Source organism: Phycicoccus duodecadis, assembly GCF_002846495.1.
In the GTDB taxonomy this organism is placed as follows: domain Bacteria; phylum Actinomycetota; class Actinomycetes; order Actinomycetales; family Dermatophilaceae; genus Phycicoccus; species Phycicoccus duodecadis.
Genome location: NZ_PJNE01000001.1, coordinates 414749 through 440767, shown reverse-complemented (window position 1 = coordinate 440767; position 26019 = coordinate 414749). Strand labels below are relative to the sequence as shown.

20 protein-coding genes are annotated in these 26019 nt (G+C 73.1%); 9 read left to right on the top strand and 11 right to left on the bottom strand.

Annotated elements, in window-relative coordinates:
* Nucleotides 1–9: 9 nt before the first annotated feature.
* The 3 genes from ctaC to ATL31_RS02055 are packed head-to-tail and all read left to right on the top strand — an operon-like array spanning nucleotide 10 to nucleotide 3111.
* On the top strand, nucleotides 10–900 hold the full coding sequence (ctaC, locus tag ATL31_RS02065) for an aa3-type cytochrome oxidase subunit II (protein ID WP_101394306.1): 891 nt from the start codon (nucleotides 10–12) through the stop codon (nucleotides 898–900).
* A 25-nt stretch (nucleotides 901–925) separates the two neighbouring features.
* Nucleotides 926–2692, top strand: coding sequence for an aa3-type cytochrome oxidase subunit I (gene ctaD / locus ATL31_RS02060; protein WP_245862610.1), 1767 nt, complete (start codon nucleotides 926–928; stop codon nucleotides 2690–2692).
* A gap of 5 nt (nucleotides 2693–2697) precedes the next feature.
* Nucleotides 2698–3111: a cytochrome c oxidase subunit 4 gene (locus tag ATL31_RS02055; protein WP_101394304.1), complete on the top strand. Its 414-nt coding sequence runs from the start codon at nucleotides 2698–2700 to the stop codon at nucleotides 3109–3111.
* 61 nt (nucleotides 3112–3172) lie between these two features.
* Here ATL31_RS02055 and ATL31_RS02050 read toward each other — a convergent pair whose 3' ends face one another.
* From ATL31_RS02050 to ctaE, 6 genes are all read right to left on the bottom strand, one after another.
* Entirely contained in the window at nucleotides 3173–3526 is a 354-nt protein-coding gene (locus ATL31_RS02050) for a metallopeptidase family protein (protein ID WP_101394303.1), read from the bottom strand.
* Nucleotides 3527–3528: 2 nt separating this feature from the next.
* Nucleotides 3529–4956 (bottom strand): serine hydrolase domain-containing protein, encoded by a 1428-nt coding sequence (locus ATL31_RS02045; protein WP_101394302.1) that lies wholly within the window; start codon nucleotides 4954–4956, stop codon nucleotides 3529–3531.
* Between the two features lie 144 nt (nucleotides 4957–5100).
* The gene (gene qcrB / locus ATL31_RS02040; protein ID WP_101394301.1) at nucleotides 5101–6855 is read right to left on the bottom strand and encodes a cytochrome bc1 complex cytochrome b subunit; all 1755 of its coding nucleotides are present in this window, start codon (nucleotides 6853–6855) and stop codon (nucleotides 5101–5103) included.
* 1 nt (nucleotide 6856) lies between these two features.
* Nucleotides 6857–8002, bottom strand: a complete 1146-nt coding sequence (qcrA, locus tag ATL31_RS02035; RefSeq protein ID WP_101394300.1) for a cytochrome bc1 complex Rieske iron-sulfur subunit — start codon at nucleotides 8000–8002, stop codon at nucleotides 6857–6859.
* Nucleotides 8003–8048: 46 nt separating this feature from the next.
* Nucleotides 8049–8861 (bottom strand): cytochrome bc1 complex diheme cytochrome c subunit, encoded by an 813-nt coding sequence (gene qcrC, locus ATL31_RS02030; protein WP_101394299.1) that lies wholly within the window; start codon nucleotides 8859–8861, stop codon nucleotides 8049–8051.
* Between the two features lie 49 nt (nucleotides 8862–8910).
* Nucleotides 8911–9579, bottom strand: coding sequence for a cytochrome c oxidase subunit 3 (gene ctaE / locus ATL31_RS02025; protein ID WP_483878484.1), 669 nt, complete (start codon nucleotides 9577–9579; stop codon nucleotides 8911–8913).
* 137 nt (nucleotides 9580–9716) lie between these two features.
* Between ctaE and ATL31_RS02020 the strand changes: the two genes are divergently transcribed.
* Both ATL31_RS02020 and trpD read left to right on the top strand, forming a co-directional pair.
* Nucleotides 9717–10166: a response regulator transcription factor gene (locus tag ATL31_RS02020; protein WP_211283949.1), complete on the top strand. Its 450-nt coding sequence runs from the start codon at nucleotides 9717–9719 to the stop codon at nucleotides 10164–10166.
* Between the two features lie 5 nt (nucleotides 10167–10171).
* On the top strand, nucleotides 10172–11242 hold the full coding sequence (gene trpD, locus ATL31_RS02015) for an anthranilate phosphoribosyltransferase (protein WP_211283948.1): 1071 nt from the start codon (nucleotides 10172–10174) through the stop codon (nucleotides 11240–11242).
* Between the two features lie 32 nt (nucleotides 11243–11274).
* Here trpD and ATL31_RS02010 read toward each other — a convergent pair whose 3' ends face one another.
* The 3 genes from ATL31_RS02010 to ATL31_RS02000 all read right to left on the bottom strand — a co-directional run bounded on the left by ATL31_RS02010 (nucleotide 11275) and on the right by ATL31_RS02000 (nucleotide 14175).
* Nucleotides 11275–11556, bottom strand: a complete 282-nt coding sequence (locus ATL31_RS02010; RefSeq protein WP_055813308.1) for an Lrp/AsnC family transcriptional regulator — start codon at nucleotides 11554–11556, stop codon at nucleotides 11275–11277.
* Nucleotides 11557–11585: 29 nt separating this feature from the next.
* Entirely contained in the window at nucleotides 11586–12335 is a 750-nt protein-coding gene (locus ATL31_RS02005) for a dienelactone hydrolase family protein (RefSeq protein WP_101394297.1), read from the bottom strand.
* Nucleotides 12336–12456: 121 nt separating this feature from the next.
* Nucleotides 12457–14175 (bottom strand): DEDD exonuclease domain-containing protein, encoded by a 1719-nt coding sequence (locus ATL31_RS02000; RefSeq protein ID WP_101394296.1) that lies wholly within the window; start codon nucleotides 14173–14175, stop codon nucleotides 12457–12459.
* Nucleotides 14176–14370: 195 nt separating this feature from the next.
* Between ATL31_RS02000 and ATL31_RS01995 the strand changes: the two genes are divergently transcribed.
* The 3 genes from ATL31_RS01995 to ATL31_RS01985 all read left to right on the top strand — a co-directional run bounded on the left by ATL31_RS01995 (nucleotide 14371) and on the right by ATL31_RS01985 (nucleotide 22394).
* On the top strand, nucleotides 14371–20694 hold the full coding sequence (locus ATL31_RS01995; protein WP_101394295.1) for an Ig-like domain-containing protein: 6324 nt from the start codon (nucleotides 14371–14373) through the stop codon (nucleotides 20692–20694).
* A 93-nt stretch (nucleotides 20695–20787) separates the two neighbouring features.
* Nucleotides 20788–21042, top strand: coding sequence for a hypothetical protein (locus tag ATL31_RS01990; RefSeq protein ID WP_101394294.1), 255 nt, complete (start codon nucleotides 20788–20790; stop codon nucleotides 21040–21042).
* Between the two features lie 44 nt (nucleotides 21043–21086).
* Nucleotides 21087–22394: a hypothetical protein gene (locus tag ATL31_RS01985; protein ID WP_143598274.1), complete on the top strand. Its 1308-nt coding sequence runs from the start codon at nucleotides 21087–21089 to the stop codon at nucleotides 22392–22394.
* On the opposite strand, the gene ATL31_RS01980 is transcribed toward ATL31_RS01985, so the two are convergent.
* Together ATL31_RS01980 and ATL31_RS01975 are read right to left on the bottom strand one after the other, a co-directional pair.
* Nucleotides 22351–23715, bottom strand: coding sequence for a hypothetical protein (locus tag ATL31_RS01980; RefSeq protein ID WP_101394292.1), 1365 nt, complete (start codon nucleotides 23713–23715; stop codon nucleotides 22351–22353). The two genes, ATL31_RS01985 and ATL31_RS01980, sit on opposite strands and share 44 nt — an antisense overlap.
* A complete protein-coding gene (locus ATL31_RS01975; protein WP_245861836.1) occupies nucleotides 23708–25498 on the bottom strand; it encodes an AMP-dependent synthetase/ligase in 1791 nt (596 codons plus the stop codon). The genes ATL31_RS01980 and ATL31_RS01975 overlap by 8 nt, the downstream gene beginning before the upstream one ends.
* Nucleotides 25499–25570: 72 nt before the next feature.
* Between ATL31_RS01975 and ATL31_RS01970 the strand changes: the two genes are divergently transcribed.
* Entirely contained in the window at nucleotides 25571–26014 is a 444-nt protein-coding gene (locus ATL31_RS01970) for an SRPBCC family protein (RefSeq protein WP_101394291.1), read from the top strand.
* Nucleotides 26015–26019: the final 5 nt, after the last annotated feature.

Here is a 26019-nt window from a genome sequence, read left to right as displayed (position 1 = left end):
GGTGAAGCGGTGCGCCAGCACGACCTCTTCTCGGCCCGACGCCCCGTCCGCCGGCTCGGCACCTGGGCTGCCGTCGGAGCCCTGACGGCCACCGCGCTCGCCGGCTGTGCGAGCGGCGACCTGCGCGGCTCCGCCTCCTCCGGCTGGCTCCCGCACGCGGTGACCCAGGGGGGCGAGCGCGTCACCACGCTGTGGATCGGCGCCTGGATCACCCTGATCGGCGTCGGCCTGCTCGTCATCGGCCTGATCCTCTGGTGCCTGGTGGCGTACCGCCGCAAGAAGGACGACACCGAGCTGCCCGTGCAGCTGCGCTACAACATCCCGATCGAGATCCTCTACACCGTCGTCCCGATGCTGATGGTGGTGGTGTTCTTCTACTACACCGCCCGCGACGAGGCCGCGCTGGTCGACACCTCGACCAAGCCCGATGTCACCGTCAACGTCATCGGCAAGCAGTGGAGCTGGGACTTCAACTATCTCGAGGCCGACGTGCACGAGGTCGGGACCCAGGCCATCCTCACCGGCGAGCCGGGGGCCGAGAAGACCATCCCCACCCTGTACCTGCCGGTGAACGAGCGCACCGAGTTCGTGCTCACGACCCGCGACGTCAACCACTCGTTCTGGATCCCCGCCTTCCTGCAGAAGATGGACATGATCCCGAGCCGGGTCAACCGCTTCCAGGTCGTGCCGACCCAGGAGGGGCAGTTCAAGGGCAAGTGCGCCGAGCTGTGCGGCGCCTACCACTCGCAGATGCTCTTCAACGTCAAGGTCGTCTCCCGTCAGGAGTTCGACGCCCACATGGCCGACCTGCGGGCCGCCGGACAGACGGGCATGCTCGACAACACCCTGAACCGTTCGCAGCTGATGGACGGCCAGACCGTCACCACCGGAGGGAACTGAGATGAGCACCGCCTCCGACGCCCGGATGTTCCGTGAGACGACCACCACGACCTCGACCCGCGTGCGCCCCCGCACGGCGCCGGGCTCGATCGTGGTCAAGTGGATCACCACCACCGACCACAAGGTCATCGGCAACCTCTACTTCATCACCTCGTTCATCTGGTTCCTGCTCGGCGGCGTGATGGCCCTGGTCATCCGCGCCGAGCTCGCGGAGCCGGGTCTGCAGATCGTCGACACCCCCACCCAGTACAACCAGCTGTTCACCATGCACGGCACGATCATGCTGCTGCTGTTCGCGACGCCGCTGTTCGCCGGCTTCGCCAACGCGCTGATGCCGCTGCAGATCGGCGCCCCCGACGTGTCGTTCCCGCGGCTGAACATGTTCGCGTACTGGCTCTACCTCTTCGGCGGCCTCATCGCCGGCGCCGGCTTCCTCACCCCCAACGGGGCGGCCGCCTTCGGCTGGTTCGCCTACGCGCCGCTGTCCGACAGCACCTACAGCCCGGGGGTCGGCGGTGACCTCTGGGTCTTCGGCCTCGCCCTCGGTGGCTTCGGCACCATCCTCGGCGCGGTCAACTTCATCACGACGATCCTGACGATGCGCGCCCCCGGCATGACGATGTTCCGGATGCCGATCTTCACCTGGACCGTCCTGATCACCTCGATCCTGGTGCTGATCGCCTTCCCCGCCCTGGCCGCCGCGCTGTTCGCCCTGGGCGCCGACCGACGGTTCGGGGCGCAGATCTTCGCCCCCGAGAGCGGCGGGGCCATGATGTGGCAGCACATCTTCTGGTTCTTCGGCCACCCCGAGGTCTACATCATCGCGCTGCCGTTCTTCGGCCTGATCTCCGAGATCCTCCCGGTGTTCTCGCGCAAGCCGATCTTCGGCTACAAGACCCTCGTGTACGCCACCATCGCGATCGCCGCCCTGTCCGTCTCGGTGTGGGCGCACCACATGTACGCGACCGGCGAGGTCCTGCTGCCGTTCTTCGCGATCATGACGATGCTGATCGCGGTACCCACCGGGGTGAAGTTCTTCAACTGGATCGGCACCATGTGGGGCGGCAAGCTCGAGTTCGCCACGCCCCTGTACTGGGCCATTGGCTTCCTGGTCACGTTCCTCTTCGGCGGCCTGACCGGCGTCATCCTGGCCAGCCCGGCCCTGGACTTCCAGCTGTCCGACAGCTACTTCGTGGTGGCGCACTTCCACTACGTGGTCTTCGGCACCGTGGTCTTCGCGATGTTCGCGGGCTTCTACTTCTGGTGGCCCAAGCTCACCGGCCGGATGCTCGACGAGAAGCTGGGCAAGATCCACTTCTGGATGCTGTTCATCGGCTTCCACACCACGTTCTTCGTCCAGCACATCCTCGGCGCCCAGGGCATGCCCCGCCGGTACGCCGACTACCTGCCCGAGGACGGCTTCACCCTCGGCAACCAGATCTCCACGGCGGGCGCGTTCCTGCTCGGGGCCTCGATGCTGCCGTTCTTCTACAACGTCTGGAAGACCTGGAAGTACGCGCCGCTCGTCGAGTCCGACGACCCGTGGGGCTACGGCGGCTCGCTCGAGTGGGCCACGTCGTGCCCGCCGCCGCGGCACAACTTCGACCGGATCCCGCGGATCCGTTCCGAGCGCCCCGCGTTCGACCTGCACCACCCCGAGGCGGCTCCGGCCACCTCGGTGCACCCCGACGCGAGGGCCACCGAGCGCAGCTCGCTCGTCTCGGCGCTCGGCCCGGCCGACATCGACGAGCAGGCCTTCCTCGACGAGACCGACCAGAAGACGAAGGACTGACGCCAATGCGCGCCATGGAGCGGATCGGCATCCTCATCGGGGTGTTCGCCTTCACCGTCGCCGCCATCTACTGGGCCTGGACGCACTCGACCGTCCTCGGTACCGAGTGGGTCGGCGTCGTCGGCCTCATCCTCGCCGGCCTGCTGGGCTTCATGATCGCCTGGTACCTGTGGATGACGCGGCGCAAGCTCGACCGCGACCCGTCCGACGACCCGTTGGGCGACATCGACGAGATCCAGGGCGACTACGGCTTCTTCAGCCCGCACAGCTGGCAGCCGCTGTTCCTCGGCGCGTCGGCCGCCATCATCTTCCTCGGCCTGGCCGCGGGCTGGTGGCTGGTCATGATCGGCGTGCTCCTCGCCGGGCCGGCCATCGTGGGCTGGACCTTCGAGTACTGGAAGGGCCCCAAGGCCCTCTGAGCCACCGCGACGTTCCGCCACGGGCCGCCCCTCGGGGCGGCCCGTGGCGCGTCCGGGGAGCTCAGCCCCAGCCGAGCTCGTGCAGCGCGGCGTCGTCGATGCCGACGTGGTGCGCGATCTCGTGCACGACGGTCACCGCGATCTCGTCGGTGAGCTCCTCGACATCGGCGCACATCCGGGTCAGCGGGCCGCGGAACAGCACGATGCGGTCGGGTAGGGCCCCGGCCGCCCAGCCGTCGTCGCGCTCGGTGAGCGGGATGCCGTCGTAGACCCCCAGCAGGTCCGGGTCGTCGGCGGGGGGCTCGTCCTCGACGAGGAAGACGACGTTGTCGAGCATGCCCAGCAGCTCTGCCGGCACGTCGTCCAGGGCGTCCCCGACGATGGCGTCGAAGGCCTCGGGCCCCAGGGGCCCCATGGTCAGGCCGGGGCCCGCAGCCGGCGCAGCACCGGCCGGTTGAGGGGCAGGCCGTTCCAGGTGGTGGTGGCCACCCCGTCGGCGCAGCGCAGGTGCAGCACGTGGGGGGTCTGCACGGCCACGACGCGGGCCTCGAACACTCCTGGCGCGCTCCAGCCGCCGGAGGCCGTCCAGGGGCCGGAGGTCGTCGTCTGCGGCCATCCGTCGGCGCCGCACGGCACCTCGAGGGCGTCCTCGCCCTCGGTGAGCCGCAGGGTCCAACCGTGACCGCCCGCAGCGGGCGCCACCTCGACCCGCTCCAGGAGGGGGACCTCCTCGGTGGGGGTGTGGGCGTAGGACCACGGCCCGTCGGCGGGGGTGGGCCCGCTGGGCTGCGGGGCGCCCGACGGTGCCGGGAGGCTCGCGGCGGCCAAGGCCTCGGTCAGGGCCGCGTGGGCGGCCGGGGCGGGGGGCAGCGGGGCGCCGGCCAGGTGGGGCAGCAGCTCCTCCCAGATGGCGTCGAGGGTCTCCTGGGTGCGCTCGGTGCATCCCGTGAGCGCCACCACCAGCTCGGCCTCCGGCACCACGACCGAGACCTGCCCGTAGGCCCCGTCGGCCCGCACCGCCCCGTGGCGGCAGCGCCACATCTGGTAGCCGTAGCCCTGCTGCCACTCCACCTCGCCGGGATGCACCGACGTGTCGGTGTGCAGCGCCGTCATGGTGGCGACCCAGCCGGCCGGGAGCACGCGGCGGCCCTGCCAGCGCCCGTCACGCAGCACCAGCTCGCCCAGGCGGGCCAGGGCGGCCGTCGGGACGTGCAGGCCGGAGTAGCCGAGGTCGACCCCGTCCTCGGCGCTCCAGGCGGCGTGGTCCAGGCCGAGCGGTTCCAGCAGCCGGGGCCGCAGGTAGTCCAGGAGCCGCTGGCCGCTGCGGCGCTGCACCGCCAGGGCGGCCATCAGGGTGGCGCCGTTGTTGTAGACGAACCACCCCGGCTCCTCCTCGGGCTCGGTGGCCAGGAAGACGTCCGGGAACTGCGCGGGGGAGTGCTCGCGCCAGGTGAGGGTGTCGACGCGGTGGCCGGTGCGCATCGCGAGGAGGTCGTGCAGGGTGAGGGCGGCGGCGCGCGGCCCGGCACGGTGGGCCGACTCGGGGAACAGGTCGACCACGCGCTCGTCGAGGCGCAGCAGGCCCTCGGCGACCCCGAAGCCCACGGCGCACGCCGTGAAGGTCTTGCTCACGGAGTACATCAGCTGGACCCCGTCGCGGTGGTACGGCGCCCACCAGCCCTCGGCGACGGTGTGGCCGTGGCGCAGGACGGTGACACTGTGGGGCTCGAGCCCGCGGTCCTCCCAGCGCCGCACCAGGGCCAGCAGGGCGGCGGAGGGCACTCCCTGGTCCTCGGGCGTGCTGGGGGGCAGGAGGGGGCCGGAGGGCGGCGTGGCGGGGCTCACCCCGCCAGCCTAGGCGGCCAGGGGAGCGCCATCGCGGCGGTCGCCACGGCAGACGGTGTCGGTGTCGAGGGCGGGCGGCTCGACGACGGAGGCCGCATCCCGGGCGGGGATGCGGCCTCCGTCGAGCGGGCCGAGCCGGGCTGCTCAGCGGCGCCCGGCGACCTCGGCGGACTCGGCCGCCTCGGCGGACTCGATCTCGCGGGCGTGCCGCGGAGCCTCGATGGCCTCGGTCTCGTGGCCGTGGTGCTGGGCGGCGGCGAGCTCGGCCGGGGTGACCGGGTTGACGGCGTCGGCGAAGTAGAACCGCGAGAGCGCGGCGCGCACGCGGTCCTTGCGGGCGGCCGGGCGGGCCACCCCGTGCTCGTCGGTCTCGGGCTCGAGCTGGAGCGGGGCCACCGGCTCGTGCTGCACGAGGAGCCACTGGTCCTGCGGCAGCTCGGTCTCGTGCCGCTCGAAGTAGCGGCCGTCGGGGGTGCGGATGATGGTGCCCGACTCACGGCCGTGCAGGACCTGCTCGCGGTCGCGCCGCTGCAGGGACAGGCACATCCGCTTGGTCACCCAGAACACGATGGGGGGCAGCACGAAGAAGCCGATCCGGAAGAACCAGGTGAGGTCATTGATCGACATGCCCAGCTGGATCGCCATGATGTCGTTGCCCGAGGCGAACATCAGCACGGTGTAGGCCGTGGCCCCCGCCATGCCGATGGCGGTCCGCACCGGAGCGTTGCGCGGGCGCTGGAGCAGGTGGTGCTCGCGCTCGTCCTTGGTCACGAACCGCTCGACGAACGGGTACGCGCCGATGACGACGTACACCAGCGGGAGCAGGATGAGCGCGCCGGGGATGATGTTCATCGACAGCGTGTAGCCGAAGGCGTTGACCTCGAGCCAGCCGGGCAGCAGGCGCAGCGCACCGTCGGCGAAGCCCATGTACCAGTCGGGCTGAGAGCCGGCGGTGACGGGGGAGGGGTCGTACGGCCCGTAGGCCCAGACCGGGTTGATCTGCACCAGCGCGGCCATGAGCGCGAGCACCCCGAAGACGATGAAGAAGAAGCCGCCGGCCTTGGCGGCGTACACCGGCATCACCGGGTAGCCGACCACATTGTCGTTGGTGCGGCCGGGGCCGGGGAACTGGGTGTGCTTCTGGAGCGCCACCAGGCCGATGTGCGCGGTGAAGAGGCCGACCAGGATGGCCGGGATGAGCAGCACGTGGGCCGAGTAGAGCCGGGGGATGATCATCTCGCCGGGGAACGGGCCCCCGAAGATGCCGTAGACCAGGTAGGTCCCGATGACCGGCGAGGTCTGCACGAAGCCGGCCATGGCCCGGATGCCGGTGCCGGAGAGCAGGTCGTCGGGGAGGGAGTAGCCCGCGAACCCCTCGATGATGGCGAGCAGGGCCAGCACCGAGCCGATGACCCAGTTGATCTCACGCGGCTTGCGGAAGGCGCCCGTGAAGAAGACGCGGAACATGTGCACCACGATCGCGACCACGAACATCAGCGCGGCCCAGTGGTGGATCTGGCGGATGATCAGGCCGCCCTTGATGTCGAACGAGATGTGCACCGCGGAGGCGTAGGCCTCCGACATCCGGACCCCGCGCAGTGGCACGTAGGAGCCGTCGTAGATGGTCTCGCCCATGCTGGGCACGAACCAGAAGGTCAGGAAGGCCCCGGTGATCAGGCAGATGATCATCGAGTACATCGCGATCTCGCCCAGCATGAAGGACCAGTGGTCGGGGAAGACCTTCTTCATGAGGTAGCCGACCGGCTTGGCCGCGCCGGTGCGCTCGTCGACCCAGCCGGCGAGGCCGCCGATCTTGCGGACGCCGGCCGAGGTGGGCGTGGGCGGCGTGCGGTCGCCGTCGCGCAGGGCGTCGGCGGGGCGGTCGGTGGTCGCCGTCATGTCAGCCACGCTCCCAGAAGCTCGGGCCGACCGCTTCGCGGAACGGCTGTGCGGAGACGAGGTAGCCCTCGTCGTCGACCGTGATCTTCAATTGTGGCAGAGGGCGGTGCGCCGGCCCGAAGATGACCTTGCAGTCCTGGGTCACGTCGAAGGTTGACTGGTGGCAGGGGCAGAGCAGGTGATGGGTCTGCTGCTCGTAGAGGCCCACCGGGCAGCCCACGTGGGTGCAGATCTTGGAGTACGCGACGATGCCCTGGTAGCCCCAGTCGATCTCCTTCTGGGACTGGATCTGCTCGGGGTCGAGCCGCATGAGGAGCACGGCGGCCTTCGCCTTCTCCTCGAGGAGGTTCTCGGCGCCGCCCTCGTTGGTCTCGGGGTCGGGGAGCAGGCCCTCGGGCATCACGTGGAAGACCGAGCCGATGGTGACGTCGCTGGCCTTGATGGGCAGGTTCTCGGGGTCCTTCATCAGGCGCAGCGGCTTGAACTCGGGGACCTGGCCGGGGCCGCTGGGGCCGCCGTTCCACCAGGTGAGCGACAAGCTCTTCTGCGGCATCTCGCCGAGGGAGCCGGCCACCTGCACCACGAGCGGCACCGCGAACAGGCCGAGGGCGCCGCCCAGGGTGTACTTGATGAGGGGGCGGCGGGTGATCTGCGAGGAGCCCCCGTCGACGGCCAGGACGCGGACGACCTCCTCGCGGTCGGCGTCGCTGGAGCGCAGCGGGTGGCGCTCCTCGACGACCTCGACGTCGGGCATCAGCGTCTTGGCCCAGTGCACGGCGCCGAAGCCGATGCCGAGCAGCGAGAACGCCAGGGTGACCCCGAGGGCGGCGTTGGAGGCGCTGGTGGTGCCGATGCCCGGGATGAAGACCGTCTCGTTGAGGTCGATGGCGTAGTACAGGACCACGAACAGGAGGGTGGCCAGGATCGAGATGCCGAAGAGCGTGGCGACCTGCTTCTCGGCACGGTCGGCGGCGCTCTGGTCGAGGTCGGCCATCCGCGGCACGTGCGTGGGCAGGCCGGGGTTGACGAAGCGGTCGGGGATGCCGCCGTACCCGACGACGTGGCCCTCGTCGAGCCGCACGGCGTCACCGTGGCCGGTGGTGGGGGCCACCTCGGTGCCGGGGGTGGGGGTGTCCTGCTCGTTCATCGGGATGCCGGTTTCTCTCGCGTCGGGTGTCGGGGGCGGGGCCGGGTCAGGCGGCCTTGGAGCCGAGCCAGACGGCGCAGCCCACGAGGATGCCGAGGCCGAAGACCCAGGCGAAGAGACCCTCGGTGACCGGGCCGAGCGACCCCAGCGTCATGCCGCCGGGGCTCTCCTCCTGGTTGAGGGTCGTGAGGAAGGCGATGACGTCCCTCTTGTCGTCGGGGGTGATGTTGGCGTCGTTGAACACCGGCATGCTCTGCGGCCCGCTGACCATCGCCTCGTAGACGTGCTTGCCCGTGACGTCGCCCAGGGACGGGGCGTACTTGCCGCGGGTCAGGGCGCCGCCGGCCCCCGCGAAGTTGTGGCACATGGCGCAGTTGACGCGGAAGATCTGGCCACCGCGCGCGGGGTCGCCCTTGGTGGGGTCGACGGCTTCCTCGCTGGGCACGGCCGGCCCGGGCGCCAGGGAGGCGATGTAGGCACCCATGTCGGCGATCTGCTCCTGGGTGAACTTCACGCTCTCGGAGCGGGAGGCCTGCACGCCGGGCTGGGTCATCGGCATCCGGCCGGTGCCGACCTGGAAGTCGACCGCGGCGGCGCCGACACCGGCCAGCGGCGGGCCGGCGATCTCGTTGCCGTTGCCGGTGGAGCGGCCCTCGGCGTTGAGGCCGTGGCACGAGGCGCAGTTGGCGCGGAAGAGGGCCTTGCCGCTCGCGACGCTCTGGGCCGGGAGGGCCTGGGTGGTCGCGTCGGCCGGCTCGGGGGCCACGGCCGCGTAGACCGCACCGGTGAGGAACAGGCCGATCATCAGGAGGACGGCGATGGCCGCCGGATGCCGGCGCCGGGCTGCCAGTGCGTTCACGAGTGCTTCCTGTCGTCTGCTGCGGTCAGGGGTCGGCCTGCGGGAGAGGTCACTTGAGAAGATAGATGGTGGCGAACAGGGCGATCCACACCACGTCGACGAAGTGCCAGTAGTACGACGTGACGACCGCGCCGGTCGCCTGGGCGTGGGTGTAGCGGCGGGTGGTGAAGGTGCGCCCGATGATCAGCAGGAAGGCCAGCAGGCCGCCGGTGACGTGCATCCCGTGGAAGCCGGTGGCGAGGTAGAAGATCGAGCCGTAGGAGTCGGACGAGAGCGTGACGCCGTCGGCGATGAGGTGCGCGTACTCGTAGACCTGGCCGGCCACGAAGGTGGCGCCGAAGACGTAGGTGAGGACGTACCACTCGCGCATGCCCCACTCCCGGAAGCGCAGCAGCCGGGTGCCGGCGGGGCGGGCGGGGACACCGCGCTCGGCCTGCCAGACGCCGAGCTGGCACCAGACGGAGGAGATGACCAGCACCAGGGTGTTGGCGGCCGCGAACGGCACGTTGAGCTCGGCCGTCCGCTCGGACCACAGCTGCGGCAGGTGGCCGCGCAGGGTGAAGTAGAACGCGAAGAGGGCCGCGAAGAACATGAGCTCGCTGGAGAGCCACACCATCGTGCCCACCGCGACCATGTTGGGCCGCGTCGCGGGGCCCGATCCTGGGATCGAGGGGACCGGACCGGTGTGCTTGAGCGAAGCCGCTGCTGTAGACGCCACGCAGGCATTATGCCGACTCCGTCCACCCCGTGCCGAGGCGACCCCCCGAAAGCCTCAACATCCGCGACGCGACGCTGGTCACGGACGGCGACCGACCCGTACCGGAGCGCCGGGCGTCGCTCGCTACGATGCCTTGCATGAGCGACTCCCACGCCGCAGCGGGCCCCGCGTCCACCCCGGCCGCCGACGGCGTCCACCGGGTCCGTGTCCTCCTCTACAGCGACGACATCACCACCCGTGACGCCGTCCGTGCCGCGGCCGGGCGCCGCCCCGCGCGTGACGTCGAGGTCGTCGCGTGGCACGAGTGTGCGACCGCCGAGGCCGTCATCGAGGCGATGGACGCGGGCGGGTACGACATCGCGGTGCTCGACGGCGAGACCGCCCCGGTGGGTGGGCTCGGCCTGTGCCGCCAGCTGAAGAACGAGATCTTCCGGTGCCCTCCGATCCTGGTGCTCACCGGGCGCCCGCAGGACGCCTGGCTGGCCGGCTGGTCGCTGGCCGACGACGCCGTCCCGCACCCCCTCGACCCGATCGCGGTCGCCGAGGCCATCGCCCGGCTCGCCCGCGACCGGGCCAGCGTCGGCTGACACGGGTGCCCCCCGCCACGGCCGCCCCGAGCTGGTCCGACCTGATCGCGGCCCTGCTGCGTCGCGAGGACCTGACCACCGACCAGGCCCGCTGGGCGATGGGCCAGGTCATGGGCGGCGAGGCCAGCCCGGTACAGCTGGCCGGCTTCCTGGTCGCCCTGCGCGCCAAGGGCGAGACGGTCGACGAGCTGCGCGGCCTGGCCGACGTGATGCTCGAGCACGCCCACCGCATCGACGTGCCCGGGCCGAGCGTCGACATCGTCGGCACCGGCGGTGACCGGCTGCACTCGGTCAACATCTCGACCATGGCGTCGGTCGTCGTCGCGGCCACCGGCCTGCGCGTCGTCAAGCACGGCAACCGGGCTGCGTCCTCCTCCTCCGGCTCGGCCGACGTCCTCGAGGCGCTCGGGGTCGACCTCACCCTCGACCCGGGCCAGGTCGCGGCGGTGGCCGAGCGGGCCGGCATCACCTTCTGCTTCGCCAACGCCTTCCACCCCTCGATGCGGCACGCGGCCGTGGCGCGGCGGGAGCTCGGCGTGGGCACCGCCTTCAACGCGCTCGGCCCGCTCACCAACCCGGGGCAGCCGACCTACGCCGCGGTGGGGGCGGCCGACGCCCGGCTGGCGCCGCTGCTCGCCGGGGTCTTCGCCGGGCGGGGCCGCCCGGCGGCGGTGTTCCGGGGCGACGACGGGCTCGACGAGCTGACCCTGGCCACGTCGTCGACGGTGTGGTGGGTCGCCTCCGGCGAGGTCACCGAGCTGTCGGTGGCTCCCGGCGACGTCGGCCTGGCGAGTGCGCCGGTCGAGGCGCTGCGCGGCGGCGACGCCGCCTTCAACGCCGACGTGGCGCGGCGCGTCCTCGCCGGCGAGACCGGGCCGGTGCGCGACGCCGTGGTCCTCAACGCCGGGATGGCGCTGGCCGTGGCCGAGGGCGCGCCCGGCGCTCCGACGCGCGACTCGCTGGTCGCGGCCCTGGCGCGTGGTGTGGCGCGGGCCCAGGAGGCGGTCGACGCCGGGGCGGCGGCGGCGCTGCTCGAGCGCTGGGTCGCCACGACCCGCGAGCTGGCCGCGGGCTGACGCCCGTCCTCCGGGTGGCGAGGCCGGCCGGGTCAGTCCTCGATGCCGAGGCTGAAGGCCGACTCCAGGTCGTGCGAGGAGTAGGTGCGGAAGGCGATGTGGGTGTTGGTGCCCGTGACGCCGTCGACCTTGTTGAGCCGGTCGGCGATGACGTCGGCCAGGTCCTCGTGCCGGCGCACCCGCACCATCGCGACCAGGTCGGCGTCGCCGGCGACCGAGTAGACCTCGGTGACGCCGTCGAGGTCGGCGATCGCCTGGGCGACCTCGGGGATGCGGTCGACGTCGGCGGTGATGAGGACGATGGCGGTGATCACGGCGTCAGCCTAGCCACCGACCGCACGGCTCACAGGGCGCGGTCGAGCAGGGCCTGCAGCTCGCGGTAGTGCCGCTCGGCACCGGCCTCCTGGTACATCGAGGTGTCGGCCATCGTGTAGCCGTGCGGCGCGTCGGGGAAGATCTCGTTGAGCGCGGTCAGGTCGTGGGCCGCGAAGGCCTCGGCCAGGGTGGTGACGGCCTCGGGCGGCATCGAGCGGTCGTGGTCGGCGTGGCCGAGGACGAACTCGGCCCGGGCCGCTGCGAGCCCGAGGTGCGGGCTGTCCGGCGTGTCGGTGACCAGGCCGCCACCGTGGAAGCCGCCGCAGGCGGCCACGTCGTCGGGGTGGGCCGTGGCGGCCCGCATCGAGAGGCGGGCGCCCATGCAGTAGCCGGTGGTGCCGAACGGGCCGTCGTCGACGCCGTCCAGGCCGCGCAGGGCCGCGACGTAGGCGGCGATGTCGGGGACCGCGAGGTCGGCGGTGAGCGCCTGCACCCGCGACATCGCAGGGCCCATGAACGCCTCACGGCCCTCGGGGGTGCGCAGGTCGCCGGTGGGCATCAGGGTCGCGACGTCGCCGTCGCGGTGGAAGACGTTGGGCGCCATCACGACGTAGCCCCACGAGGCGATGCGGTCGCACATGGCGGCGATCTGCGGACGCAGGCCGATCGCGTCCATGAAGAAGAGCACGCCGGGGCCGTGGCCGGAGGGCGGGCGCGAGACGTGGGCCTCGGCGGTGCCGCCGGGGACAGGGACGTCGATGAGGTGCAGGTCGCTCATGCTCCGGACGCTACGCCCGCCCCGTTCCTCCCTGCTTTTCGGGGTCACCCCGAAAAGCCGACGAGACAAGACCTGGCAGGTCTTGTCTCGTGCCGGAACCCTGGTGTCGAGCCGCTCGCGGTCAGCGGACGCCGGCGAACCCGGCGGCGGCGCGCCGGGAGGTCTCGAGCGGCTCGAGCTCCTCGCGCACGGCGGCCGCCCCGGCCACCGGGCACGTCCAGGCGCCGTCGACGTCGACGATCCGCACGCCGGGGGCCTCCAGCCAGCGCAGCACCTTCTCGCTCTCCTCGGGCGTGGCGGCGGTGGCGGGGGCGAGCGGAGCCGAGACGACCTCGGCGCTGGCGCGCAGGGCCGCGATGTAGGGCATCGGGTCGGCGCCGCGCGGCGAGGTGGTGCTGCCCGCCAAGCGCCCGTGACGCACGCACACGACCTCCCAGCCGCCGGTGACGGACCGGCGGGCCGCGACGAGCTCGGGGATGCGGGCCAGCGGGTCGAGGCGCTGGCTGCGGGTGGCCCCCCGGACGAACGCGACCAGCCGGTCGCGCACGACCTGGGCGTCCTCGAAGCGCTCGGCCGCGGCCAGGGTGTCCATCCGCTCCTGGAGGGCGACGAGCAGCTCGCGACCCCCGCCGCTGAGCAGCCGCGCTGCCCGCCCGACGACCTCGGAGTACTGCTCGACCGACTGGGCGCCGGTGCAGGGGGCGCCGCAGCGGCCCATCTCGGCCAGGGCGCACGCGGCCCGCGGCCGCGTCGGCGAGAGCCGCTCGACGCACTGGCGCAGGGGCAGGACCTCGTGGACCGCGGCCACCGCGGCCTCGGCCGCGTGGCGCGACCCGAAGGGCCCGACGTAGCGCGCGTCGTCGGCGGCGACCGCCCGCACCACCGAGAGCCGCGGGAAGGGCTCGACCGTGAGCTTGACCCACAGGGCCTTCTCGGGGTGCCGTGAGCGACGGTTGTAGCGAGGCTTGTGCTCGGCGATGAGCCGCAGCTCGCGGACCTCGGCCTCGAGAGTGGTGGCGCAGACGACCGGGCTGACGGACTCGGCGAGGCGCACCATCTCACCCATCCGCCGCCGGTGCTCGGAGGCGGTGAAGTACGAGCGCACCCGCGTGCGGATGGACACCGAGGTGCCGACGTAGAGCACGTGGCCGTGGCCGTCCTTGAACAGGTAGACCCCGGGCGCGTCGGGCAGGTCGTCGGCCAGGTGGCGCTTGCGGCGCCGGGCGGGGGAGACCCGCGCGGTGTAGTCGAGGAGCTCCTCGAGCGAGTGCACGCCGAGGTTGCCGACCCGCTCGATGAGCCCGTGCAGGACGTCGACGGTGGCGCGGGCGTCGTGCAGGGCCCGGTGGTCGGGGGTGGTGCGCGAGCGGAACAGCCGCGCCAGCGAGCCGAGGCGATGGTTGGGCACCTCGTCGCGCCGGACCAGCTGGCGGGCCAGGTGCACGGTGTCGAGCACCGGGAAGCCGGGCCAGGGGTGCTCGGTGCGGGCCGCGGCCGCCTTGAGGAAGGAGACGTCGAAGCGCGCGTTGTGGGCCACCAGCACGCTGCCGGCGGCGAACTCGAGGAAGGCGGGCAGCGCGGCTTCGATGCGTGGCGCGCCCGCCACCATGGCGTCGGTGATGCCGGTGAGCACCGCGATGAAGGCCGGGATGGGCTCGCCGGGGTCGACCAGGGTCTGGAACTCCCCGAGGACCTCGCCGGCGCGGACCTTGACCGCGCCGATCTCGGTGATGCCGCACTCGGCCGGGCTGCCGCCGGTGGTCTCCAGGTCGACGACGACGAAGGTGACCGACGACAGGGGCGTGCCCAGGTCGTCGAACGTGCCCTGGACCATCGTCATGTCCCGAACCGTAGGTCGGCCCTCCGACATCCCCTCCGAGGCGCGCGGGAGGGACGGCCGGCGGCCGGGTCGCGCCGAAGGGGAGCCCTCCCCTCCGGATCGGCGCCGGGAGGCCGCCCACGCGGTCTAGGGTGGTCACGCCCCCCGACCGGGGACGTCGGGGCGGGCTCGGGGCCGTGGAGGAGGAACGTCGTGATGCGTGGTGCCGGTGCCCGTGCGGCGGCGACCCGCCGGGCCCGCCGACGCGTCGCGAGCCTGGTCACGGTGGCGCTGGTCGCCTCCGCCCTCGGGTACGTGGCGGTGGCCAGCGACGGCACTACCGTGCACGAGACCGACCTGAACGACGCCGGCGTCTTCGTCAGCTCCGCCGCGCAGGCGAAGTTCGCCAAGGCCAACGTGCCCATCGGCCAGCTCGACACCGGGGTCGCCACCGACGCCGGCACCGGCGCCGGCCTCGACGTGCTCCAGGACGGCGCCGCCGTGCTCGGCCTGCGCACCGACACCGGCGAGCTCTTCCCCATCGACGTGCGCACCTCCACCGCCGGCGACCCCGCCGCCACCGTCCCGGCCGTGAAGTCCGTCCCCGGCCGGTGGACGCCGCGCCCGGTGGCCCTCGGCGGAGGCACCCTGGCCCTGCTCGACCCGGCTGCCGGCAAGGTCTACGCCCAGCGCGTCGACCCCGCGACCGGCACCGACAACCTGCCCGGGCTGGCCACGGGTGCCGAGCCGGTGGCCACGGTCGGCCCGAACGGCGCGCTGGCGGTCGGTCTCGACGGCGTCATCCACGTCGTCTCCGGGGCCGACGGTCGCGTCACGTCGGTGGCTCCGGCCGCGGCCGGCTTCGCCCGACCCGTCGTCGCCCCCACGTCGTTGCGCGCCGCCACCCCCGACATCACCGCGGTCGGACGCGCCTGGGTGGCGTACGACGCCGCCAGGGACCGCGTCTACACCGCGAGCAGGCCTGCGGGGTTCGACGCACAGGTCACGGTCGACGGCGCCCGGTTCGCGGCGCTGCAGCAGCCCGGCCCGGATGCCGAGGCCGTGGTCGTGCAGTCGGCCGACCGGGCCGCGCAGGTGCCGCTCGACGGCGGGGTCTCACCGGGGGGCGTCGTCGTCGGCGAGCGCGTCAACCGGGTACCGGGCGCTGTGCTGCTGTCGCGCCCGGTCGTGCTGGCGGGGTGCCTCCACGCCGCCTGGGCCGAGGAGGAGCGTGTCTTCTACGGGGCCAACTGCGGCCGCGTCGGTGACGAGCCGAGCACCACGTTGCCCGCCGAGGGCACGCTGCCGACGCGGGACGGGGTGGCGCTGCGGGTCAACCGTGGGCTCGTCGTCCTCAACGACCTCGACAACGGCGGCGTGTGGGACCTCGAGGACAAGCCCACGAAGATCGACAACTGGGACGCCCTCACCCCGCCGGTGCAGGAGGACGACAAGACCCGGAAGAAGGACGAGAACCTCCTCGACGACACGGCGGCCCAGCAGCCGCCCACCGCCAAGGACGACGCCGAGACGGTCCGCCCCGGCCGCACCAGCAAGCTGCACGTGCTCGACAACGACACGGACGCGGCCGGCTCGGTGCTGGCCATCGACCAGCGCGACGTCACGGCCCCCTCGACGAAGGGCGTCGCCGCCACGGTCTCGGCCGACGGGCAGGCGGTCGACGTGTCGGTCCCGGCGGAGGCCGCGGGCGGCCTGTTCGAGTTCTCGTACAAGGTCAACAACGGCAAGAAGACCTCGCAGAAGTCGGCCAGGGTCACGGTCCGCGTCGTCGGCGACGACGTCAACGGCCCCCCGCGGCTGCGCCCGGGCGGGGCCCGGCTGGCGCAGCAGGTGTACCCGGTCATCGTGGGGAAGCGTCTCTCGGTGCCGGTGCTGGCCGACTGGCGCGACCCCGAGAACGACGTCCTGGCGGCGCGGGCCGAGACCGAGGGCGGGGTCGTCGACGGCCAGGGGCGGATCACGCTGCGGGCCCCCACCGAGGTGGGGAGGCAACAGATCGGCTACGTCGTCACCGACGGCCTGGGCGGGTCCACCGAAGGCACCGTCGCGGCGCTCGTGATCGGTACCGGTCCCGACGTCAAGCTCGTGGCCCCTCGTACCCAGCCGGACGCCGTCCGCGGGGTCGTCGGCAAGCCCCTGCAGGTCGAGCCGCTCGGCAACGACGTGGCCGGCGCCGACCCGGGCGAGCCCGACGCCACGCTGACGCTGCGCTCCGAGGTGCGCCCGGTCGGTCCGCTGCAGGTCGACACCGACCTCGCCACCGGCCAGGTGACCATCACCGGCTCCGCCCCCGGCACGTACGAGCTGTCCTACTCGGCCGTCACCGGCGCCGGGGCGGCCCCGGGCCGCATCCGGGTCGACCTGGTGACACCACCCGAAGGCGCGCCGCCGGTCTCGGTGCCCGACACCGCCACCCTGCACGACCAGGCCGCGACCCTCGTCGACGTCCTGGCCAACGACTACTCCCCGCGCGGTGACGTGCTGGTCACCGCGGCCGTGCAGGCCGAGGGTGAGAACTCCTGGCTCCAGCCGTCGATCTACCAGGGCCGCTGGGTACGCCTGGAGTCCAGGGAGCCCGCCCCGCTCGACGGCCCCGGCCGCAGGGGCGTCATCCGCTACACCGTCAGCGACGGCACGCAGCGGGTCACCGGCCAGGTGGCGGTGCTCCAGCAGTCGGCTCTCGACGGCCCCGTGCCGCTGGTGGTCGACGACGAGGCCGCCGTGCGCGAGGGCGACACGGTCTCGATCCCCGTGCTCGACAACGACACGATGGCCGACGGCATCCCGCTCGTGCTCGACCCCGGCAGCGTCAAGGTCATCAGCACGGGCGACGAGCAGCGGGCGTTCGCCTCGGGCAACGTCATCCGCTACGTCCCCGAGGCCACGGCCCTGAAGGCGTCGAGGTTCGTGACGATCGAGTACGCCGCCTACGCCGAGGGGATGAAGGACCGCGCCCAGACCGCCCGGGTGCGGGTGCAGGTCACGCCGCTGCCGAACGCCCAGCGCATCAACCAGGCGCCGGTGGCCCGCAGCTTCACGGCCACCGTCACCGCCGGCGACCCCATCACCATGACGGTGCCGACGTTCGGGGTCGACCCCGACGGCGACAGCGTCAGCGTGACCGGCGTGGTCGGCGCCGACGGGGGAGCGGTCGACCTGACCCTGGGCCGCGTCGTGGGCATCGGGCCCTCGACCATCCGGTACGAGTCGTTCCCGCTGGCGGCCGGCACCGAGGTCGTCACCTACGAGGTGCGCGACCGCTTCGGGGCCACCAGCCGGGCCTCGGTGCGGGTCGGCGTGGTGCAGCCCGGCGACCCGCAGCCCCCGGTGGCGGTGGCCGACGAGGTCTTCGCGGCGCCCGGCAAGACCGTCACCGTCAAACCCCTCACGAACGACCTCGTGGCACGCGGCGACAGTGTCGAGGTCGAGACCCGGAGCCTGAACTCGCCGGCGACGCTGCGGCTGTGGCGCGTCGACGACGACAACGTCGTGCAGACCGAGGTGCCCGACGACACCACCCAGCTGCATCAGCTGGGCTACAGCATCAGCAACGGCATCTTCGACCCGTCGAAGGCGTCGATCCTGGTGCGCCCCGTCAAGGGCTGGGTGAACCCGCCGGTGGCCAACGACGACGTCGCGGCGCCCAAGCCCGGCGAGACCGCCACCCTCGTCGACGCCCTCGCCAACGACACCGACGTCGACTCCGACCCGGCCACGCTGCAGATCGTCGACGTGCTCTCGCCCGACGCCCGCTACGACCCCTCGACCCGGCGGGTGTCGGTGAAGATCCTCGACCACCCCTACGCCGTGCCCTACGTCATCGAGGACGAGGACGGCGCGACCGCGATGGCCGTCATCAACGTGCCCACCGGGGCCAACGGGCAGCCCTTCGTGGTGCAGAACGCGGTGATCGAGATGGACAAGGACTCGACCCGCACGGTCGCGCTGAACGACTACGTCAAGAGCCCGCGGGGCCGCGTCGTGTCCGTCACCACGGCCGACACCGTGAGCGCCTCGCCCGCCGAGGACCTCGACGTGTCGGTCACCGACAACCGCACGCTCGAGCTCACCTCCTCCAACGGCTACGTGGGCCCGGCGGCCGTCATGCTCGAGGTCACTGACCAGGACGCGGTCGGCCAGAAGGACTTCGGCACCGCGTACGTGTCGGTGCCGGTGCAGATCGGCCCCAAGGTGCCGTTGCTGCGCTGCCCCGAGGGCGAGGTCAGCGTGCTCGCGGGCGGCATCGACCGCAGCGTCGACCTGCCCACCTTCTGCCACGTCTGGCTGCCCGTCGGGACCGGTCTCGACAGCGTGCGCTTCGAGACCCGCTGGCAGACCGAGGCCGACGCCGACCTGCGCATCGACGGGCCGAGCAACCGGCGGGTGACGCTGCACGCCGACGCGGGCGCCTCGAGCTCACGGGGCCGGCTGAGCGTCACCGCACCCGGTCTGGCGACGCCCTCCACCATCGGCGTCCGGGTCATCGGCACGGACGAGGCGGCCCGCTCCGGCCTGACCCCCGGAGGCGCCGAGGACCCCGTCCCCGCGCCCCGGATGCGGCCGATCAGCCTCACCGGCCTCCAGGAGGGCCAGTCGCGTGCGGTCGACGTGTCGGTCTACCTCGACTCACCCCTGGCCGAGCCGGCGTGCAGCATCACCTCGGCCCGCATCGAGCGCGGCACCGGCGTCACGGTGTCGACCTCGGGCTGCACGCTCACCGTCACCGTCGGCACGCAGCCCTCGCCCACGGCGTCCATCGCTCTGTCCGTCAGCGACGGGCCGGGTCGCACCGCCCCCGGCCGGGTGTCGGTGACGATGCTCGGCCGCCCGTCCGTGCCGCGCCAGGTCGGCGCGGTCGCCGACCGGGACGCCGGGGGTCAGGCGCGCGTCGCGTGGCTGCCGCCCACCTACGACGGGGGAGCCACGGTGTCCTCCTACGTGGTGCGCTGGACCGGGGGCTCGTCGGGGCAGATGAGCTGTTCCGCCTCGCCGTGCACGGTCACCGGCCTGACCAACGGCAAGGACTACCGCTTCACCGTCGCCGCGGTCAACGGCGTCGGTGAGGGACCCGCGTCGGAGCCCAGTGCGGCGGTGCGCCCCGACACCCTGCCGCGCCAGGTCACGGGGGTGCGGATGCTCGCGCGGGGTGACCGGTCGCTGGAGATCGGCTGGGACGAGCCGACCAACGAGGGCAGCCCGCTGACCAAGTACGTGGTCCGGCTGATCTCCTCGACGGGTGAGACCAGGACGGTCGACGTCGCGGCCCCGAGCCTGCGCACGACGGTGACGGGGCTCGACAACATGGCCGAGCAGTCGGTGCAGGTGCAGGCCTGGAACGAGCTCGGCGCGGGGCCGTTCGGGCCGGCGGTCACGATGCAGTCGGCGGGCACCCCGCCCGCCCTGCCGGCCCCGGGCATCCAGGCCAGCGGGCCGGGCCCGGCGCAGGACTCGGCCGCGCTCACCATCACCTGGGAGCAGGGCTCGCCCAACGGGCCGCCGACGACGAAGTACACCCTCTACCAGTCGGTCGGCAACGGCGCCTGGACGGCGGTCGCCACCACCGCTCCCGGCACCCGCGACGCCAAGGTGACCATCCCCTACGACGGCAACACCTACCGCTACACCGTCACCCTCACCAACGGCGCCGGCCTCGAGGGGCCGCAGACCAACTCCTCGTCGTTCACGTCCGTCGGCCAGCCGTCGACCCCGACGCTCACGGCCAGCACGCCCAACAACGACCGCCGGATCACCCTGACGGTCGGCGTCGGGCAGCCTCGCGCCGGGTCGTTCACGACCATCCGGTGGTCCGGCGGCGGCCAGAACGGCAGCCACGCCTGTGGCTGCGCGCCCGGCTCGCAGGTCAGCTTCACGGTGGGTCCGTTCGACACCTCACCCACCAACAACCGCACCCTCACCGTGTGGACGGTCAACTCCGGGGGCAGCGAGTCGAACCGCGTGTCCGACACCGCGACACCCTACGGACCGACGCTGCAGCCCACCGGTCTGAGCAGCACCCGCAGCGGCAACACCATCACCTGGAGCTGGAACCTCCCGGAGAACGGGCGGCCGATCCAGCGGGTGGAGGTGCGGGGGGCCGTCGGCCAGGTCTTCGACTCGGCCAAGCAGCAGGTGAGCTTCACCGGGCAGGACGGCAGGACCTACCAGCTCGAGGTCCGGGCCTACGCGGGCGGCGACTGGTCACCCTGGGCGGGCCCCGACTCCCAGTCGATCCCTCAGCCGAAGAGCGTGACGGTCCTGAAGGGCAGCACCTGCACCCAGCGGTCGTGCAACACCGGCAACGGGTCGTGCACGAGTGCCGGCTGCCGCTGGATCGCCGTGCGCACCTCAGGGTTCAGCGGCGGTGTGACCTGCACCTTCCGCGTCGACGGCGGCACCGTCTCCGGGTGGCGCGACCTGTCGATGGGAGGGAACGCCACCCAGGAGAGCGACAACTTCTACGGAGGCACAGGAACGGTCACGGCCATCTGCGACGGCGTCTCCGACAGCCTCCAGTGGTAGCGCCGCCCGGCCGCCTCGCTCGGGGCCGGGGCGGGGGGACTGTCGGTGGTCGCGTCTAGCGTCGTCCGCGACACCTTGGAAGGGGTGAGACGCATGACCCGACCCGACGTCCTGGCCATCGAGTGCCGCACCTGCCCCGTGCGCGAGCTGCACTGTGCCGACTGCATGGTGCCCGTCCTGCTCGAGATCACCACGAGGGCCTCCGAGACCTCCCTCGACGCCGAGGAGCGTGCGGCCGTCACCCGTCTGGTGCGCGCCGGCCTCGTCGACCCCGAGACGGCCACCGCGGCCCGGGCCCGCCTCGAACCCGGCAGCACGGGCACCGGCTGGGGCCTCGCCGTCGGCTGAGGGCGCCGGCCGTCGGCCGCGGTCCCGCTCCCTACGATGAGCCGGTGCCCCGACGACCCAGCCCCCGTCGTACGCGGGGTCCGGTGGTCGCGGTGCTGGCGGCAGCCCTCCTGCTGGGCGGATGCTCCGACGCGGCGCCTCCCGACGGCGCCCCCGCGAGCCCCCGGCCGAGCACGTCGGCGCCCGCGCCCGGCCCGAGCGGCGCCCGCCCGGGTGCCTCGGTGCCGGACGCCTCCGCCGTGTCCACCGCCCTCGACACCCTGCTGGAGGCCCGGGACGCCGCCGTGCGCACGGGTGACACCGCCGCCTTCCGGGCCACCGTCGCCGCGCCGACCGACGCGGCCGGGCGGCGCCAGCTGCAGACGTTCGGGGCGGCCCGCGCGCTCGGCCTCTCGCAGCTGTCCCACGACGTCGCGCCCCCGGCCGACGACCCGGCGGCCGTCGACGTGACGCTGCGCTACCGGGTCGCCGGCGTCGACCGGGCCGAGCGCACCGCCACCGTCCGCTACGCCCTGCGCCGCGCGGGCGAGCGCTGGCTGGTCGCCGACGAGACCGCCACCGGTACCGACGCCGCCCCGCCGTGGCTGGCGATGCCGGGGCTGACGGTCCGTCGCGGGCGTTCCGTGGTCGTCGCGGGCACGGCCCCCGAGGCCGCCCTGGCCGCCGCGGCCACCACCGTCGACCGCTCGCTCCCGGTCCTGGCCCGCCTCTGGCCCGGCACTCCGCGCCGCACCCTGGTGCTGCTGCCCGAGACGCCGGCCGAGGCGGCCACCCTGCGGGGCGACGGCGGTGCCGCGGTGGGCCGGGTGGCCGCCACCACCGACGGCCCCACCGACGCCGCGGGGCTGGCCACCGGCGACCGTGTGCTCGTCGACCCCGACGCCCGGCGCCGTCTGACCCCGGTCGGCCGCGACGTCGTCCTGACCCACGAGCTGGCCCACGTGGCGGTGCGGGGGAGCGTGCCGGGCACGGCCCCGCTGTGGCTGTCCGAGGGCTACGCCGACCACGTGGGCTACGCCCGGGCGGGCCTGCCCGAACGCACGCTGGCCGCACCCCTGGTCGCGGCCGTCCGTGCCGGCACGGCCCCCGCCGCGCTGCCGACCGACACCGCGCTCGACCCCGGCGTCAGCGACATCGAGGTCGGCTACCTCGCCGCGTGGCAGGCCGCGCAGACGGTGGTAGCGCTGGCGGGGGAGGCCGGGCTGCGGCGTCTCGTGCGGGCGTGCACCGCGACCGGCGGCGCCGAGGCGGCCGCGCGGGCCTGCGACGCAGCGATGCCCGGCGTCATCGGCACCGACCGCGCGGGCCTCACCCGTCGCTGGCGGCAGCGGCTGGCCGCCCTCGCGCGGTGACGTCCGGCACCACCAGCAGCGACGCGGCCACCAACACCGCGACCAGCCAGAACTGGTTGTAGAACGCCTGCTTGTTCACCAGGTTCGCCACGGCCAGCACGAGGGCGAACCAGCGCAGGACCTCGCCGACGTCGGGCTGGCGGCGCCACACGGCCCAGACGGCGGCCGCGACGGCGGCCAGCATCACGAGGCCGGTGGCGGCGAAGGGCAGCTCGACGCCGCGCTCGTTGAGGAAGTACAGGTACCAGGTGTTCGCGAAACGGATGGGATGGAAGGTCAGCAACGTCGTCACGGTGTCGTCGACGAAGGCCGAGGCGTCCGCCAGCAGCCACGGCAGCACCAGCACGCCGGCCAGAGCCCCGGCGGCGAGGGTGCGCCGCCACCCGAAGGGGCGCCACAGCAGCAGCAGCGGCGCCAGCAGGGCCAGGTGCTGCTTGCTGGCGCACGCCACGGCCAGCGGCAGCACGGCCCACCAGGCGTGCCCGCGCCGCACCAGCACGGCCCACCACACCAGCAGGGCGGCGAGCACCGGCTCGGTCCAGGCCTGGTCGACCTGGGTGAGCGTCCCGGGGGCGAACACGACCAGGGCCACGACGGCCGCGGCGCGCGCCGCTTGGCCGCGCCGACCCCCGGCGAGGGCCCACAGGCCGGCCAGCAGCACCAGGGTCCAGACCAGCAGCATCCACCGGACGTCGCCGGCGACCCAGCGCCCGGGCGCGGTGAGCACGCCCATCCACGGCAGGTAGGTGAAGTGGTCCTGGACGCCGGGGGAGCCGGTGAAGACCTGCGTGTAGACGTCGTCGAGGCGCGCGGTGGCGTCGGCGAACTGCTGGAGGATGACCCACACGTCGATGCGTGGGGCGCGGTCACCCAGGATGGTGACGGCCGCGAGGGCCGTGTGGGCCAGCACCGCCACGCCCGCCGCGGCGGGCGCGGCCCAGGGTCGGGGGAGAGCCAGGAGCCCGGCGACCAGCACGGCCCCGACGGCCAGCACGGCGAGGGCGGCCGTCAGCCAGCCGCCGCGCAGGTACGAGAAGAGGGGCACGGTGAGGGTGAGTACCGCCGAGCCCACGAGCACCGCCGGGCCGAGCCACGACGGCAGGGCGAGGGCGGTGCGTCGCACCAGCCACCACGCCAGCAGCGCGGTGCACGCGGTGAGCACCAGCAGGATCGGTACCCGGAAGCGCACCACGCTCCACTGGGCGACCCCGAACCAGGCCAGCCACGCGAGGCCGAAGAGCAGCCCGGGCCCCCACGGTCGCCGGCCGGCGTCGGCGCCGTCGGGCCGCGGCGCGACGGTGGGCCGGCCGGCGTCAGCCACCGTAGAGCGCGTCGACCTCGTCGCCGAAGTCGCGCATGACGACGTTGCGCTTCAGCTTCAGCGACGGGGTGAGGTGCCCGGACTCCTCGGTGAAGTCACCGTCCAGGATGACGAACTTGCGGATCGACTCCGCCTTGGAGACCGCGGTGTTGGCGTCGTCGACGGCCTTCTGGATCTCGTCGCGGATGCGCTGGTCGTCCTTGGCCTTCGCGAACGGCAGGCCCTCGAGGCCGTGGGTGGCCGCCCAGCCGGGGTACATCTCCTCGTCGAGGGTGACCAGGGCGGCGATGAACGGCTTGCCGTCGCCGACGACGATGCACTGGCTGACCAGCGGGTGCGCCCGCAGCCGGTCCTCGAGCACGGCCGGCGCGACGTTCTTGCCGCCCGCGGTCACGAGGATCTCCTTCTTGCGACCGGTGATCCGCAGGAAGCCCGCGTCGTCGAGCTCGCCGATGTCGCCGGTGTGGAACCAGCCGCTGCGCACGGCGTCTGCGGTCGCGTCGGGGTTGCCGCGGTAGCCGCGCATCACGTTGACGCCGCGGAGGCAGATCTCGCCGTCGTCGGCGATGCGCACGTCGACGCCCGGCAGCGGCTGACCGACGGTGCCGATCCTCATCGCGTCGGGGCGGTTGACGGTGGCGGGCGCGGTCGTCTCGGTCAGCCCGTAGCCCTCGAGGATGGTGACCCCGATGCCGCGGAAGAAGTGGCCCAGCCGGGTGCCGAGCGGCGCCCCGCCGGACACGGCGTAGCGCACCTGACCGCCCATGGCGTCGCGCAGCCGGGCGTAGACCAGCTTGTCGAACACGGTGTGCCGCACCCGCAGTCCGAGCGGCACCGAGCCGGCGTCACGCGCCTCGGACCAGGCGATGGCGGCCGCCGCGGCCCCGGCGAAGATCTTGCCCTTGCCGCCGGCCTCGGCCGCGCTCTCGGCCGAGTTGTAGATCTTCTCGAACACGCGGGGCACGGCCAGGATGAACGTGGGACGGAACGAGCCGAAGTCGGCCATCAGGGTCTTGAGGTCGCTCGAGTGCCCCATCCGCACCCCGGCGGCCACGGCCAGGACCTCGATGAAGCGGGCGAACACGTGCGCCAGCGGCAGGAACAGCAGGGTCGAGGAGCCGGGCGCCCTGACGACCTGGTGGATCTCCTCGGCGGTGTTCTCGGCCAGGGTGAGGAAGTTGCCGTGGGTGAGCTCGACGCCCTTGGGCCGGCCGGTGGTGCCCGAGGTGTAGATGACGGTGGCGACGCTGTCGCGGTCGAGGCCCTCGCGTCGCGCGCCCAGCTCGGCGTCGTCGACGTCGGCGCCGTCGCGGGCCAGCGACCCGAGGTCACCGTGGTCGATCACCCAGGTGTGCCGCAGCGCCGGCAGGTCGCCGCGCACCCGGTCGAGGGAGGCCACGTGCTTCTCGGTCTCGACGACGACCCCGACCGCGCCCGAGTCGGAGAGGATCCACGCCACCTGGTCGGCCGAGGAGGTCTCGTAGATGGGGACGGGCACGGCGCCCGCGGCCCAGAGCGCGAAGTCGGTCAGGGTCCACTCGTACCGGGTGCAGCTGAGGATGCCGACGACGTCGCCGGGCGCGACGCCGGCGGCGATGAAGCCCTTGGCGAGCGCGTCGACCTCGTCGGCGAAGGCGGCGCTGCTGACGTCCTGCCACCCGTCGCCGTGGCGCCGCGAGAAGGCGACCCGGTCGGGGCGCTCGTCGGCCAGGCGGGTCGGGAGGTCCCCCAACGTCCCCGGGGCCGTCGCGGGCAGGACCAGCGGCATCGACTTCTCGTGCACCGTGGGACTCCTTCGTGCTCGGTGGGCGGCCCCTCAACTCTAGGGCCCGGGCGCCGGGTAGCCTGCGGTGCCATGGCCGACCGCACCCGCTCCTCCGTCGACATCGCCGCCTCCCCGGGCGAGGTCCTCGACGTCATCGCCGGGTTCGAGGCCTACCCGGAGTGGGCCGAGCAGGTCAAGGACTGCACCGTCCTCACCGAGGACGGCGACGGCTGGGCCGACCAGGTCGAGTTCACCCTCGACGCGGGTGCCATCAAGGACCAGTACGTGCTCGAGTACGACTGGGACGTCGCCGAGGACGGCACCGGCGTCATCTCCTGGCACCTGGTGCGGGCCTCGCTCCTGAAGGGCCTCACCGGCAGCTACACGCTCGAGGCGGTGGGCGCGGGCACCCGGGTGTCGTACGACCTCGAGGTCGACCTGACGATGCCGATGATCGGGATGCTGAAGCGCAAGGCCGAGAAGCACATCATCAGCACCGCGCTCACCGAGCTCAAGAAGCGCGTCGAGGGCTGAGCGCC

Coding starts and splice junctions, on each gene's coding strand:
- ATL31_RS02020 (WP_211283949.1), top strand. CDS start 9,717: ATGAGCGACTCCCACGCCGCAGCGGGCCCCGCGTCCACCCCGGCCGCC.
- ATL31_RS02055 (WP_101394304.1), top strand. CDS start 2,698: ATGCGCGCCATGGAGCGGATCGGCATCCTCATCGGGGTGTTCGCCTTC.
- ATL31_RS02050 (WP_101394303.1), bottom strand. CDS start 3,526: ATGGGGCCCCTGGGGCCCGAGGCCTTCGACGCCATCGTCGGGGACGCC.
- ATL31_RS02005 (WP_101394297.1), bottom strand. CDS start 12,335: ATGAGCGACCTGCACCTCATCGACGTCCCTGTCCCCGGCGGCACCGCC.
- qcrA (WP_101394300.1), bottom strand. CDS start 8,002: ATGAACGAGCAGGACACCCCCACCCCCGGCACCGAGGTGGCCCCCACC.
- ctaD (WP_245862610.1), top strand. CDS start 926: ATGTTCCGTGAGACGACCACCACGACCTCGACCCGCGTGCGCCCCCGC.
- ATL31_RS01995 (WP_101394295.1), top strand. CDS start 14,371: ATGCGTGGTGCCGGTGCCCGTGCGGCGGCGACCCGCCGGGCCCGCCGA.
- ATL31_RS01990 (WP_101394294.1), top strand. CDS start 20,788: ATGACCCGACCCGACGTCCTGGCCATCGAGTGCCGCACCTGCCCCGTG.
- ATL31_RS01970 (WP_101394291.1), top strand. CDS start 25,571: ATGGCCGACCGCACCCGCTCCTCCGTCGACATCGCCGCCTCCCCGGGC.
- qcrB (WP_101394301.1), bottom strand. CDS start 6,855: ATGACGGCGACCACCGACCGCCCCGCCGACGCCCTGCGCGACGGCGAC.
- ATL31_RS02000 (WP_101394296.1), bottom strand. CDS start 14,175: ATGACGATGGTCCAGGGCACGTTCGACGACCTGGGCACGCCCCTGTCG.